At 64.0% G+C, this 12,371-nt stretch carries 14 protein-coding genes, 1 tRNA gene and 1 pseudogene; 13 read left to right on the top strand and 3 right to left on the bottom strand.

Annotation, left to right across the window (positions count from 1 at the left end; all coding sequences use genetic code 11):
- Positions 1 to 219: 219 nt before the first annotated feature.
- Both Q0629_RS00655 and Q0629_RS00650 read left to right on the top strand, forming a co-directional pair.
- Positions 220 to 1,677, top strand: a complete 1,458-nt coding sequence (locus Q0629_RS00655; RefSeq protein WP_298777642.1) for an aminopeptidase — start codon at positions 220 to 222, stop codon at positions 1,675 to 1,677.
- Positions 1,678 to 1,700: 23 nt separating this feature from the next.
- Positions 1,701 to 2,657, top strand: coding sequence for a hypothetical protein (locus Q0629_RS00650; RefSeq protein WP_298777641.1), 957 nt, complete (start codon positions 1,701 to 1,703; stop codon positions 2,655 to 2,657).
- A gap of 63 nt (positions 2,658 to 2,720) precedes the next feature.
- On the opposite strand, the gene hisS is transcribed toward Q0629_RS00650, so the two are convergent.
- Positions 2,721 to 3,980 carry a histidine--tRNA ligase gene (gene hisS, locus Q0629_RS00645; RefSeq protein WP_298777639.1) on the bottom strand — a complete coding sequence of 420 codons (1,260 nt, stop codon included), beginning with the start codon at positions 3,978 to 3,980 and terminating at the stop codon, positions 2,721 to 2,723.
- A gap of 345 nt (positions 3,981 to 4,325) precedes the next feature.
- Between hisS and Q0629_RS10130 the strand changes: the two are divergent.
- Positions 4,326 to 4,685, top strand: a pseudogene (locus Q0629_RS10130) (hypothetical protein); the annotation flags it as partial.
- Here the strand turns inward: Q0629_RS10130 and Q0629_RS00640 are convergent.
- The gene (locus Q0629_RS00640) at positions 4,613 to 4,951 is read right to left on the bottom strand and encodes a hypothetical protein (RefSeq protein ID WP_298777673.1); all 339 of its coding nucleotides are present in this window, start codon (positions 4,949 to 4,951) and stop codon (positions 4,613 to 4,615) included. The pseudogene Q0629_RS10130 and the gene Q0629_RS00640 overlap by 73 nt on opposite strands.
- An 18-nt stretch (positions 4,952 to 4,969) precedes the next feature.
- Positions 4,970 to 5,161: a hypothetical protein gene (locus Q0629_RS10125; RefSeq protein ID WP_366122859.1), complete on the bottom strand. Its 192-nt coding sequence runs from the start codon at positions 5,159 to 5,161 to the stop codon at positions 4,970 to 4,972.
- 17 nt (positions 5,162 to 5,178) lie between these two features.
- On the opposite strand from Q0629_RS10125, the gene Q0629_RS00635 reads away from it, so the two are divergent.
- From Q0629_RS00635 to Q0629_RS00590, 10 genes are all read left to right on the top strand, one after another.
- Positions 5,179 to 6,591 carry a GspE/PulE family protein gene (locus tag Q0629_RS00635; RefSeq protein WP_366122857.1) on the top strand — a complete coding sequence of 471 codons (1,413 nt, stop codon included), beginning with the start codon at positions 5,179 to 5,181 and terminating at the stop codon, positions 6,589 to 6,591.
- A 28-nt stretch (positions 6,592 to 6,619) separates the two neighbouring features.
- On the top strand, positions 6,620 to 7,699 hold the full coding sequence (locus tag Q0629_RS00630) for a type IV pilus twitching motility protein PilT (protein WP_298777637.1): 1,080 nt from the start codon (positions 6,620 to 6,622) through the stop codon (positions 7,697 to 7,699).
- 64 nt (positions 7,700 to 7,763) lie between these two features.
- Entirely contained in the window at positions 7,764 to 8,996 is a 1,233-nt protein-coding gene (locus Q0629_RS00625; RefSeq protein WP_298777635.1) for a type II secretion system F family protein, read from the top strand.
- A gap of 140 nt (positions 8,997 to 9,136) precedes the next feature.
- On the top strand, positions 9,137 to 9,595 hold the full coding sequence (locus Q0629_RS00620) for a prepilin-type N-terminal cleavage/methylation domain-containing protein (RefSeq protein ID WP_298777633.1): 459 nt from the start codon (positions 9,137 to 9,139) through the stop codon (positions 9,593 to 9,595).
- A gap of 281 nt (positions 9,596 to 9,876) precedes the next feature.
- Positions 9,877 to 10,104 (top strand): DUF1659 domain-containing protein, encoded by a 228-nt coding sequence (locus tag Q0629_RS00615; protein WP_298777631.1) that lies wholly within the window; start codon positions 9,877 to 9,879, stop codon positions 10,102 to 10,104.
- Between the two features lie 48 nt (positions 10,105 to 10,152).
- Positions 10,153 to 10,362, top strand: coding sequence for a DUF2922 domain-containing protein (locus tag Q0629_RS00610; RefSeq protein ID WP_298777629.1), 210 nt, complete (start codon positions 10,153 to 10,155; stop codon positions 10,360 to 10,362).
- A gap of 109 nt (positions 10,363 to 10,471) precedes the next feature.
- Positions 10,472 to 10,669: a YvrJ family protein gene (locus Q0629_RS00605; RefSeq protein WP_298777627.1), complete on the top strand. Its 198-nt coding sequence runs from the start codon at positions 10,472 to 10,474 to the stop codon at positions 10,667 to 10,669.
- Complete coding sequence (locus tag Q0629_RS00600) at positions 10,666 to 11,082, top strand: D-Ala-D-Ala carboxypeptidase family metallohydrolase (protein WP_298777625.1); 417 nt, start codon at positions 10,666 to 10,668, stop codon at positions 11,080 to 11,082. The genes Q0629_RS00605 and Q0629_RS00600 overlap by 4 nt, the downstream gene beginning before the upstream one ends.
- Positions 11,083 to 11,150: 68 nt before the next feature.
- A tRNA-Thr gene (locus Q0629_RS00595) sits at positions 11,151 to 11,226 on the top strand.
- 181 nt (positions 11,227 to 11,407) lie between these two features.
- Positions 11,408 to 12,289, top strand: a complete 882-nt coding sequence (locus Q0629_RS00590; RefSeq protein WP_298777623.1) for an Rpn family recombination-promoting nuclease/putative transposase — start codon at positions 11,408 to 11,410, stop codon at positions 12,287 to 12,289.
- Positions 12,290 to 12,371 lie beyond the last annotated feature (82 nt).

The following is a 12,371-nucleotide window of genomic DNA, read 5'->3' as shown; positions in this document are numbered from 1 at the left end:
CGGTTCCGCCTCCAGGCCTCTTGTTCGACACCTCGCGCTATATGGCCTGTGGGTTGCAGGCTCTCAGACTCTTATAGTCTAGGTCCTGAGCCTCTCTGTCCAAGGGATGAGCACCTTAAGTATCTTGACAACTCAACTGATTACTATACGATATAAAAGGCGAAGGATACGTCGAATAACACAGCATAGCAAGCCGATATTTTTACGGGATATTTTTAGATGGCGACCGGTCGATGCGGCGCGGGGCAGGCCCTGGCGAAGAAGCGGATCGGCGAGGAGGGCGTTTCAAGGATGACGAAGCTCCTGAACAGGATGACGGACGAGGTGCAGGCCGTTGGGCGCATCGCGTTCGGCGCGGTGGACCGGAGGGGAAAGATCGTTGCGGCGGGGGCCGATGGAGGACACCTTCGCTACACGGTACACGGTGGCCCCGGGGAAGCCTTTGACGACGCGGCCCTGCGCACCCTGACGGCGGAGTTCGTCCGGTTCGCGCTGGACTCGGACCTGTCCTGCCTGGCGCTTGAAGTGGAGGGCGCGGACGCCCTGTCCCCCCAGGCCAGCGAGGCCGCTGCGGAGGGCGCCCTCGCTGGTGCCTGCGCCTTCATCAAGTATAGGACGCAGGGCGCGGTGCGGGCGAAACTGGCCTCCTTTGCGCTGATCGGAGGGGACGAGGATGGGCTGGAGCGGGGGCGCATCGTGGGCGAAGCCCTGAGCTTCGCCCGCAGCCTGGCCAACGAGCCGGCCAACGTCCTGACCCCGGAGGCCTTCGTGAGCGTGGCCCGCCGCCTTGCAGGGCGCGTCACGCTGTCCTGCGAGTTCTACGACGAGTGGGAGATAGCGGGCTTCGGGATGAACGGCCTGATGGCCGTCGGTCGGGGGTCGGCCAACCCGCCGCGGCTCGTCCACATGGTGTATCGGCCGGGGGGGCTTCCCGTCCGGCGCGTCGCCGTCGTGGGCAAGGGGGTGACCTTCGACAGCGGAGGCCTCTGCATCAAGGGTTCGGATGAGATGCAGTCCATGAAGTATGACAAGAGCGGTGCCTGCGTCATGATGGGTGTCCTGCGGGCCGCCGCAGAGCTTAGGCTGCCCATTGAGGTTCATGGCATAGCGGCCCTGGTGGAGAACATGCCGGACGGGGCGGCCTATCGGCCCGGCGACATCGTCCGGACCATGAGCGGAAAGACGGTGGAGGTTCAGGACACCGATTGCGAGGGGCGCCTCGTGCTGGCGGACGTCCTGACGTTCGCCTCGCGCCTCGAGCCGGACGCCCTGATCGATGTCGCGACGCTGACCGGCTCGGTCAAGGACGCCCTGGGGAAGTATACGGCGGCCCTGGTGTGCGATGACGACGGCCTGTCCGCGGCGCTGCTGCGGGCGGCGGGCCGGGCGGGGGAGCGCTTCCACCGCTTCACGATGGATGACGAGCGCCTGCGCGAGGGGCTGAGGGGGACCTTTGCCGACCTTCGCCAGTACTCCCCCGACGGAGGCGGACCCATCGCGGGCGGCATGTTCCTTCGAGAGTTCGTGAAGCCGGGGGTGCCCTGGGCGCACATCGACATCGGCGCGACGGGGTGGTACGACCGGGAGTTCGGCGTCTACGCGAGGGGCACTTCGGCCTATTCCCTGACGACGGTCGTCGAGTACCTGCGCGATGTCGCCGCGGCGGAGGCCCGATAGGGAAACGTGGGGGATTCTGAACGATGGAGGCTAAACGAAGGAAGCTCGGCGAAATTTTGTTGCAGATGAGGCTGGTGTCGCCGGAGGAGTTGAAGCTCGCCCTGGAGGAGCAGACCAAGAGCCCGGGGAAGCGCCTCGGCACGATCCTCATCGAGATGGGCGGGACCACGGGGCAGGCGCTGACCAGCGCCCTGGGGCGTCAGTTCATGCTGCCGGTGGTGAAGGTGGCGAACTATGCGGACAACGTCGCCGCCCGGCACGCGGTCCCTCGGGAGCTCATGGAGAGCTTGAAGGCCTTTCCCCTGGAGTTTCAGGAGCACGACTCCGTCCTCTTGGTGGCGATCTCGGACCCCATGGACGTCGTGACCCAGAACATCCTGCGGGCGAAGATATCTTTCCCCATCCGCTTTGCCCTTGCCCCGGAAGAGGAGATCCAGGAGGCGCTGAGGACGGAGGCCGTACCCGATCAGCCTCCCCTTGAACCCGAACCCGAGCCCGCCTCCCCCAGTTCCGCGGTCCTCGTGAGCATCGACACCCTGAAGGCCAGGCATCCCATGCTGGGAAATGTGTTGCTGCGGGCCGGGGCCATCACCCAGCAGCAGCTGACCATGGCGCTCACGATCCAGGCGAGGTCGAGCAAGAAGCTGGGTGAGATCCTGCTCTCCGAGGGCCTCATCACGAGCAGCCGCCTGGCGGAGGCGCTGTCGGAGCAGCTCAAACTGCCCCTGCTCGTCCTGGGGGCGGAGGAGCCGGAGCCCGCGGCGATCCTGCTGGTCCCCCGGAGCGTCGCCGCACGGCTGAACCTGCTGCCCCTGAGGATCGAGGAGGACGGACGATTGTTGGTTGCCATGGCTGACCCGCTGGACCTCCTGGCCCAGGACGAGGTGCAGCTGACGGCGAACTGCGGGATCCGGATCGGGGTCGCCACCCTGGATTCGATCCGTCAGAATCTGCCCCGCTTCTACAGCCGCACGCGGTAGGGCAGGATATGCGAAGGGGGACGCCTAGGCGTCCCCCTTCGCATTCGGGAGGCTTATTTCATTTTATTCGTGGTCCCGGATGTAATCGGGCACCTGAGCCAGGGGTACCTCCGTCTGGCTGCCCTCCTCCAGGTCCCTGACCGCCGCACACCCTCGCGCCAGCTCCTCCGGCCCCAGGATGCAGGCCCAGCGCGCGCCGGAGGCGCCGGCGTTCTTCATCTGCGCCTTGAAGCTTCGGTTCGCCGTGTCCTGCTCCGCGGCGACGCCCGCGCGCCGCAGCTCGTGGGCCAGGACCTGGGCCGCCCCCCGCGAAGCCTCGTCCAGCGCCGCCACGTAGGCCCTGGCCTGAGGCCTGCGCCCGAAGGTGCAGCCCTGCTGCTCCATCACCAGGACGATGCGGTCGAGGCCGCAGGCGAAGCCGACGCTGGGCAGACGGGGGCCGCCGATGGCCTCGGAGAGGTTGTCGTAGCGCCCGCCGCCGCACACGGCGTTCTGAGCCCCCAGGTCTCCCGAGAGAATCTCGTAGGCCGTCTTCGTGTAGTAGTCCAGGCCCCGCACCAGCCGCTTGTCCAGGCGGTAGCGGAAGTTCAGGCGCTCGAGCCCCGCACGGACCTCCTCGAAGTGGCTGCGGCACTCGTCGCACAGCGACTCGTAGACGGCGGGGGCCTCGTCGGCCACGGCGCCGCACCCCGGCTCCTTGCAGTCCAGGATGCGCAGAGGGTTCCGGTCCATGCGCTCAAGGCACGTTTCGCACAGCTCGCCCCGTCGGGCCTGGAAGTGCCGGAGCAGGGCCTCCCGGTAGACGGGGCGGCACCTGGGGCACCCCACGGAGTTGATGACGACCTCCAGGTTCCTCATGCCCAGGCGGCGGAATATCTCCGCGGCGAGGTCGATGGTCTCCACGTCGGCCATCGGGCCGGCCGCCCCCAGGTACTCGGCGTCGATCTGATAGAACTGGCGGTAACGCCCCTTCTGGGGTCGTTCGTACCGGAACATGGGGCCCCAGCACCACAGCTTCGCCGCGACGCCCTGGGCGCACAGCCCGTTCTCCACCGCAGCCCTCACCATGCTGGCCGTGCCCTCAGGGCGCAGGGTGAGGCTCCTGCCGCCGCGGTCGGTGAAGGTGTACATCTCCTTCTCCACGATGTCCGTGGTGTCCCCGACGCCACGGGCGAAGAGCTCCGTCTGTTCGAAAAGGGGCAGATGCACCTCGGAGAACCCAAAATCGGCCATCGTTCCGGCCGCCGTGTTCACGACGTAAGCCCACTTCCACGATTCATCGGGCAGGATATCCCGTACTCCCCGCGGCGCTTTGATCTCCATAGCGTTCATCTCCCATTCGGCAGCGATCTCGTCCGCGCGCCTTTCGCTTGCGACGCGCAGCGTCCTTGAGAGTATACCTCACGGCGCGCCTTTTTTCATCCCGAGGGACGCGAGCGGTCCCTGTTTTGTGCCGTCCGGAGCGCCGATAACCCTGACGGGGTGATGCAGGTAAATTGTGCGGAATGCACGTCGATTCGTGATAGAATAAGGGAGGTAAAACAGCGGGTGTTTTTACCGTCTTCCAGCATGTGCGGATGACGTTGGACGCTGAAACATTTCGCGTGGCGGCCTCTGACGGAGGGGCCGGTCGGGCGTGCTTGAACGGTGATACAAAGGAGCGTCGCAATGGGGGCAACTCGGAAGAAAATTGGTGAGATACTGCTGCGGTCGCGCAGGGTGTCGCCGGAGGACCTGCAGCGTGCCCTGGACGCGCAGGCTAAGAATCCTCAGAAGCGCATCGGCGCGATCCTCGTCGAACTGGGGCTCCTGACGGACCGGCAGCTGACGGAGGCGCTGGGCCTTCAGTTCATGCTGCCTGTGGTGAAAGTGTCGGACTACATGGCGAACATCGCGGCCCAGAACGAGTGCCCGCGGGAGCTGATGGAGAAGTTCAACGTCTTCCCCCTGGAGTTTCAGGAGCATGGTTCCGTCCTCCTGATCGCGATCTCGGACCCCCTGGACGTCGCCACCCAGGACATGCTGAGGGCGAAGCTGCCTATCCCCCTGCGCTTTGCCCTGGCACCGGCACAGGAGATTCGCGAGGCCATGATGGCGGGCAGGGCGCCAGGCGTCAGGCCGGTGCCGGGGATGCAGCGGAGCCAGGTGGCGGCAACGTCACAGAACGGTGTGCAGACCCCATCTCGGCCGGTTCCGGGGCGGCAGGGCATGCCCCAGAGGGGCCCTGAGGTCCGGCAGGACGCGGGCTCCGCGATCGTACCGAGCGCGGCGGCGCTCCAGACGAAGCAGCCCAAGTTGGGGGACGTCCTGATTCAGGCCGGGGCCATCACGAAGGAGCAACTGGCCCAGGCGCTGCAGTTGCAGAAAACCTCAGGGAAGAGGCTGGGCGAGATCTTCATCTCCGAGGGGATCATCTCGGACACGCGCCTGGCAGAGGCCCTGTCCACCCAGCTGCGCCTGCCGCTCTTCTCGCTGACGCGGTACCGCCCGATGCCGGAGGCCATCAAGATGGTGCCGCGCCGTGGCGGAGCGCCTGAGCCTGATCCCCCTGACCATCGTGGACGACGGGCTCCTCCTCGTTACCATGTCGAACCCCCTGGACCTCCTGGCCCAGGACGAGATCCGCATGCTGACGGGTCGCAACCTCAAGATCGGCATCTCCACCCACGAGGAGATCGCCAAGAACCTGGACCGTCTCTACAACCTCCAGAACAACCTGGAGGAGGCGATCGTCGAGATCGACCCGGAAACCGAGGGCAACAAGGAGCTGGACGTGGCGGCGAGCGTGGAGGACGCCCCCGTCATCCAGCTGGTCGGCAACCTGCTTCAGCAGGCGGTGCGCGAGGGGGCGTCGGACATCCACGTGGAGGCCTACGAGAAGAGCGCCCGCGTCCGGTTCCGCGTCGACGGACAGCTCTACACCGCCTTCGAGTACCCCGTGTCCCTGCATCCCTCCGTGACCTCCCGCATCAAGATCATGAGCGGCATGGACATCGCGGAGAGGCGCAAGCCTCAGGATGGGCGCATCCTCATCCGCGTCGATGGGCGGCGCATCGACCTCCGCGCCAGCATCCTGCCGACGATGAACGGGGAGAAGGCCGTCCTTCGTATCCTGGATCAGGAGAGTGCCAACGTGGGGCTGGACCGCCTGGGCCTGGAGCCGGACGACATGGAGAAGATCAAGATGTTCTGCGAGATGCCCTGGGGCATCATGTTGGTGACGGGGCCCACGGGGAGCGGAAAGTCCACGACGCTCTACTCCATGCTCCAGAAGATCAACCAGCCGGACGTGAACATCATCACGGTGGAGGACCCCGTGGAGTTCTCCGTCGCGGGGATCAACCAGGTCTTCGTGAACGAGAAGGCGGGGCTGACCTTCGAGTCCGCTCTTCGGTCCATCCTGCGCCAGGACCCCGACAAGGTTATGGTGGGCGAGATTCGCGACCAGAAGACGGCGCAGATCGCCATTCGTGCAGCCCTGACGGGCCACTTCGTGCTCTCGACGCTGCACACTAACGACGCCCCCAGCGCCGCTACCCGTATGGTGGACATGGGGGTGGCGTCGTTCTTGGTTTCCGCGTCGCTGTCGGGGGTCATCGCCCAGCGCCTGGTGCGCCGACTGTGTCCTCTGTGCCGCGAGGAGTATGAGCTGGCGCCCAAGACGTGTGAGGAGCTGCACGTCCCGGTGGGGACCCATGCCTTCAGGGCCAGAGGGTGCAACGAGTGCCGCAACGGCTACAAGGGGCGGCGCGGCATCTACGAGATCATGGTGCTGGACGACGACCTTCGCCGCATGGTCCTGGAGGGGGCCAGTAACCTGGACCTCCGCAATGCGGCCATCGAGAAGGGCATGAAGACGCTGCGCCAGTCCGGCATCAACGCCGCGCTGGCTGGGTTCACCTCGCTGGAAGAGGTCTTGACCAGCACGCTATAACGGCTGTTGCCTCAGGAGGCGGTATCTAGTGGAAGTAACCTTGAGATCCCTGCTGGATCTGGTGATTGAGAAGAACGCGAGCGACCTTCATCTGGGGGTTGGCGTCGCGCCGATGATGCGCATTGACGGCGTTCTGGGCGCCGTGAGGGACACGATGCCCATGGCCTTCGAGGAGGTCGAGCGCGCCCTGCTGGAGGTGATCTCGCCCGAGCAGTACAAGAAGTTCATGGAAACCCACGAGCTGGACTTCAGCTTTTCCCACGTGGGGAGCGGCGTGGAGGCGCGTTTCCGCGGCAACTGCTACTGCGAGATGCGGGGCATCGCTGCGGCGTTCCGACTGATCCCCATGAAGATTCGGACGCTCCAGGAGCTGGCGCTGCCTCAGGAACTGGAGGAGGTCGCCCACCGGCGCCGGGGGCTGTTCCTGGTGACGGGGCCGACGGGGCACGGAAAGAGCACCACGCTGGCCGCCCTGGTGGACGAGATCAACCGGACGCGCTTCGACCACATCGTCACGATCGAGGACCCCATCGAGTACGTCCACCAGTCGCAGAACTGCGTGGTCCATCAGCGGGAGGTGGGCTCTGACACCTTCAGCTTCGCCGAGGCCCTGAAGCACGTCCTGCGTCAGGACCCCGACGTGATCCTCATCGGAGAGTTGCGCGACCTCGAGACCATTCAGGCGGCCATCACCGCCGCGGAGACGGGACACCTCGTGTTGGGCACGCTGCACACCCAGGACGCTCCCCAGTCCGTGGACCGTCTGATCGACGTCTTCCCTCCGCACCAGCAGGCGCAGATCCGCATCCAGTTGGCGTCGGTCCTGGTGGGCATATGCTCCCAGCAGCTGATCCCACGGGGCGGTGGCGGCCGAATCTGTGCCACAGAGCTCCTCATCGCGAACCCCGGCATCCGCAACTGCATCCGCGAGGGCAAGACGAGCCAGATTCGGACGGCGATTCAAACGGGGGCTGCCACGGGCATGCACACGATGGAGCAGTGCCTGGCGGACCTGGTGGGCGATGGCATCCTGAGCCGCGACGCCGCGCTGGCCTACGCCTACGACCCCAAGGAGCTGCAGCGCGTCATGACGCAGGGGGCGGTATGATGTCCTCTGCAAACTCGCCCTTCGGGGCCCGGCAGGCCTTTCTGAACCCTTTGGGAGGTAGACGATGAAATTCAAGTATCGTGTGCGCGCCGCAGACGGCAATATCCAGGAGGGGCAGCTGGAGGCGGAGAGCCAAGGGCTTGCGCTGCAGGCCCTGCGGGAACGAGGAGTCATGGTACTCTCCATGAGCGCTGCGGAGGCGGGGAGCAAGGAGGGAGGGGGCGCCAGGCTGTCGTTCTTCGAGAAGCTGCAGCGCATCGGCACGGTGCCCGCCAAGACGAAGATGGTGTTCTTCCGCCAGATGGCGACGATGGTCCAGGCGGGCCTGACCCTCTCGATGGCCATCGACATCATCGCGGAGCAGGAACGGAGCATGGTCTTTAAGGACGTGCTGATCGACGTGAAGGGGCGGCTGGACCGCGGTATCCCCATGAGCCAGGCCATGAAGGTCCACCCGTCGATCTTCAACAACATGATGATCTCTCTCGTCCAGGCGGGCGAGGAGGGTGGCCTCCTGGACGACTCGCTGGAGCGCGTGGCGGGGCTCCTCGAGAAGCAGGCGGCGCTGCGGAGCAAGATCCGCTCCGCCATGTTCTACCCCAGCTTCGTCATCTTCTTCGCCCTGGCCGTGGTGGTGGTGTTCATCGCCTTCATCCTGCCGAAGTTCCAGCAGGTCTTCAGGGGGATGAACATCGAGCTCCCCGCGTTGACCGAGATACTCTTCAGCCTGGGTGAGTACTGTACCGAGCACTGGCTAGGCATCGTGATCTGGACGCTGGCCGTCGTTGGGGTGCTGGTCTTCCTCCTGAAGAGCAGCACCACGAAGCCCATGATGGATCGGGTGAAGCTGAAGCTGCCGGTCATCAAGAGCCTGGTGTTCAAGTCCGGCATGGCCCGGGCCACCCAGACGCTGGCGGCGCTCGTCACCGCGGGGGTCCCCATCCTTCGTGGCCTCGAGATGGCGGAGGGTGCTGCAGGCAACGAGGTGATCCGACAGGGCTTTGCGGACCTCCAGGCCTCCGCCAAGCAGGGCGTCCACCTGGGGGACGCCGCGAAGCGGGCGAAGGTGTTCCCCATCCTGGTGTGCCAGATGATGCGCATCGGCGAGGAAACGGGGCACCTGGACGAGATGCTGGAGCGCGTGGCCAGGTGGTACGACCAGGAGCTGGACGAGCAGATCAAGGCCATGACCTCTCTGATAGAGCCGATAATGATCATCTTCGTGGGCGGCATCGTGGCGGTGATCGCCATGGCCATCTTCGGCCCCATCACCGCAGCCATGTCCCAGATGGGATAGGGCGGAGGAGTTTATCCGGTTGGAGGGGGATCGTGACTTTTTAATCCTTAAGACCTATTGTATTTGGGATTAAATGCCCTATACTATGAAGCATCAAGGCCACGGAGAACGGCGGCCAAAATTGAAGGAGGAGTTTTAAAATGAAGATGCGTAAAGGTTTCACCCTCGTTGAGTTGTTGATCGTCATCGTGATCATCGGTATTCTGGCTGCAGCAATGATGCTCTCCAGCGGTTCTGCTACGGCCTCCGCAGAAGCGTCCAACATCATCAGCAACCTTCGCAGCCTGAAGGCGGCCGCTGTGATGCTGTATGCGGACAGCATGGATGATTTCAATGCGGGCCTGCAGCCGAAGATTGCTGATATGGCGCGGTATATGGACAACCCCGGCAAGGTAAGTACAGATGTCTATGTCGTTGAGGTTACCGCTACCAACAAAAAGTGGTACGTGGGCGCTAAGCTTGGTAACTATACGAAGGAAGTGAAGGATAAGCTGCAGGGCCGGAAGGAGAGCGTAGGGCTGTTTAAGGCCCCGCATGACACAGTGCCTGCGAAGGGTGACTATGACGGTAGCAATGTTGTCTACATGGTTGCTCGCTAACCAACACAAGAAACAGTTTCTGCCTTAAAAAAACGGTCCCTTCGGGGGCCGTTTTTTTGTCTTTATGGACTTCATCAGGGGGGGCGAAAAGCCTCCCCTGAAAGGGGAAGTGTCATTGTAGGTGACGGAGGGATACAGCGGAAAGTGTCCTGCTGGGGACGGCCTTTAGGGTCGTCCCCAAATTTATTGCGGTTGCCTCTTGACAATAAAAAAATATACTATATACTTATATTCACGAAAGGGGGTGACGCGGTGAAGACCACGGGAGAGGAGGTGAGAGTATGGCAGTCAGCAGCGTATTGAGGCGGAGCGCGGTGGCCCTGAAGCTCAACGCGGGCAAGGACCCGAAGACCGGAAACGCGATCGTGAAGAGCTGTTCCCTCGGAGGCATCAAGGGCGGAGCGGACCCGGAGGCGATCATGAACGTGGCGGAGTTGGCAGCCCCGGTGCTGGCCCATCCCGTGACACGGGTGGAGCAGACCGAGGTCCGCACCTTGGAGAGGCAGTAAGGAGGTGAGCCGATCGTTGTCAATTTGTGAGAGAAGGGAGGTGATCGTTTGTCTGTCAGTCTGAAGCTGAAGTTCAAGGATGCCGATGCTCGAGCCATTTCCAGCACCTTCAACCACGTCAAGCCCGACGCGGAGGCGTCAGCGGTGAAGGCCCTCATGGAGGGGATGATCGCGAACAAGGCCATCTACTCGCCGGAGCCGATGTCCATCGTGGGCGCGGAGTTCGTGACCGTCACCAGCACCCCGGTGAGCCTGTAGCGGCGTAGTCGTGCGGTGGAAGGATGCGCATCCGAAATGACGGACCGGGGGACGCCCCGGTCTTTTTTCTCCTCTGCATCGCGGAGGAACATAAGAAAAGGAGGAATTCATGGATAACATCGAGGCGTTTGCCGGTGCGGCGCTCCAGGGCGGCTTTTCCGTGGCGGTTTCCGCGTTTCTGCTGCTCCGGATGGAGCGGGAGCTGCGGGCCCTGCGGGAGGCCATCACCCTGCTGCGCCACTGTCAGACCTGCCGCCTGTCGCCCCTCGAGGGCAGCCGGTCGGGGAGCGGGGAAGCGCGCGGATGAGGTGGGAGGTTCGGCACTTCAGGCCGCAGGAGTTCGTCTGCCCCTGCTGCGGCACGGGGCGCCCCTCCATCCTTCTGGTGCTGTGGCTGGAGGGGCTGCGGGAGGCGTGGGGCGGGCCCGTTGTCGTGAACAGTGGCTTTCGCTGCGAACGGCACAATGCGGAGGTTGGGGGTGTACGGCGGAGTCGGCACCTCGTGGGCTGCGCCGCGGACGTCCGCCCCGCGGAGGGATTGATGGAAGATTTTGCCCGCCTCGTGCGGAGGCTGGGAAGCCTGCCGGGCTGGGAGCTGCGGTTCCACGAGACCTTCGTCCACGTTGGCGTCCCGCGGCGGGAAGCCGACCGGCTCTGGTCGGGAGGGGAGGTGGAGGCAGGCCGTGAGGGAGCGCTGGCAGGCACTGGCGATCGCGTTTGAGTTTTGGCGTAACCGTGACTTTGCTATTGCCAAAAGGACCGTGGCCTGATAGAATAGCCTCTCGTAAGGCCGGCGTAGCTCAGTTGGTAGAGCAGCGCACTCGTAATGCGCAGGTCAACAGTTCGAGTCTGTTCGCCGGCTCCATGATGAAGAAGATTGAGGACCGTACTCGGTGGGTGCGGTCCTCATTTTTTAGGTCCCCCTGATGAAGCACCCCCTCCGTCGCCTACGTTGAAGGTGAGGCAGGGTACGCGCCGAGTATTCCCCCCTTTCTTCTGGTTTTGAGCGAGAGGGCTTGTTTGTTATAATGAGGCCAAGCTTGGGGGTGGAGCGTAAAATGCACGAGCGGGACATGACGGAGAAGCACCTGGAGGGGTACAACGACGTCTTTGCGGACATCGTGAACGTGCTGCTCTTCAATGGGGAGCGGCGGGTGAAACCGGAGGACCTGCAGGACGCGCGGGCCCGCACGCTCTACAAGGCGGACGGAAAGCTCCACGAGCAGGAGCGGGACGTTTCCAAACTGTGGGTTTCCGCGGGGGCCGTGATCTCCCTGATCGGGTTCGAGAACCAGACCGCAGTGGACCGGGACATGCCGCTTCGGGTGCTGGGTTACGAGGGGGCGGACTACCGGGGCCAGTTGTCGGCGGACAAGGGGCTGTACCCGGTGGTGACGCTGGTCCTCTACTTTGGAGAGGCGCCCTGGACGGGGCCGCGGACGCTGTTCGAGCGGGTTTCCGTGGCCGAGGGGCTGAGGCCGTTTGTGAACGACTACCGGGTCAACGTCTTTGAGGTTCCTCGTCTGACGGCGGAGCAGGTGGGGCAGTTTCGGAGCGACTTCAGGATCGTAGCGGACTACTTTGTGCAGATGGGACGGGACGAGGAGTACGAGCCCCCGTGTCAGACGATCGAGCACGTGGACGCGGTGCTGAAGCTCATGTCCGCGCTGACGCGGGACCGTCGGTTTGAGGATACGCAGAACGAGTTCAGGAAGGGGGAGGACGTCACGATGTTGAGCGTTTTGGATAAGGTGGAGGCCAGGGGCATTGCATTGGGTGAGGCCAAGGGTGTTGCATTGGGCGAAGCAAAGGGCATTGCCTCCACGGCGCGGCGGATGCTGGGCATGAGTTTCACGTCCGAGCAGATATCCCAGGCGACCGGGCTGTCCCTCGGCGAAGTTGAGGCGCTGCGAAGGGCTCAACCGTGAGGCTGCCGGTGAAGCCCAATTACGGCGACGCAGAACGAGTTCAGGAAGGGGGAGGACGTCACGATGTTGAGCGTTTTGGATA

It is taken from the genome of uncultured Fretibacterium sp. (assembly GCF_938030725.1).
Taxonomy (GTDB): Bacteria; Synergistota; Synergistia; order Synergistales; family Aminobacteriaceae; genus Fretibacterium.
Note: the sequence above shows the minus strand (reverse complement) of the source record. Positions and strands in the feature narration are given on the sequence as shown.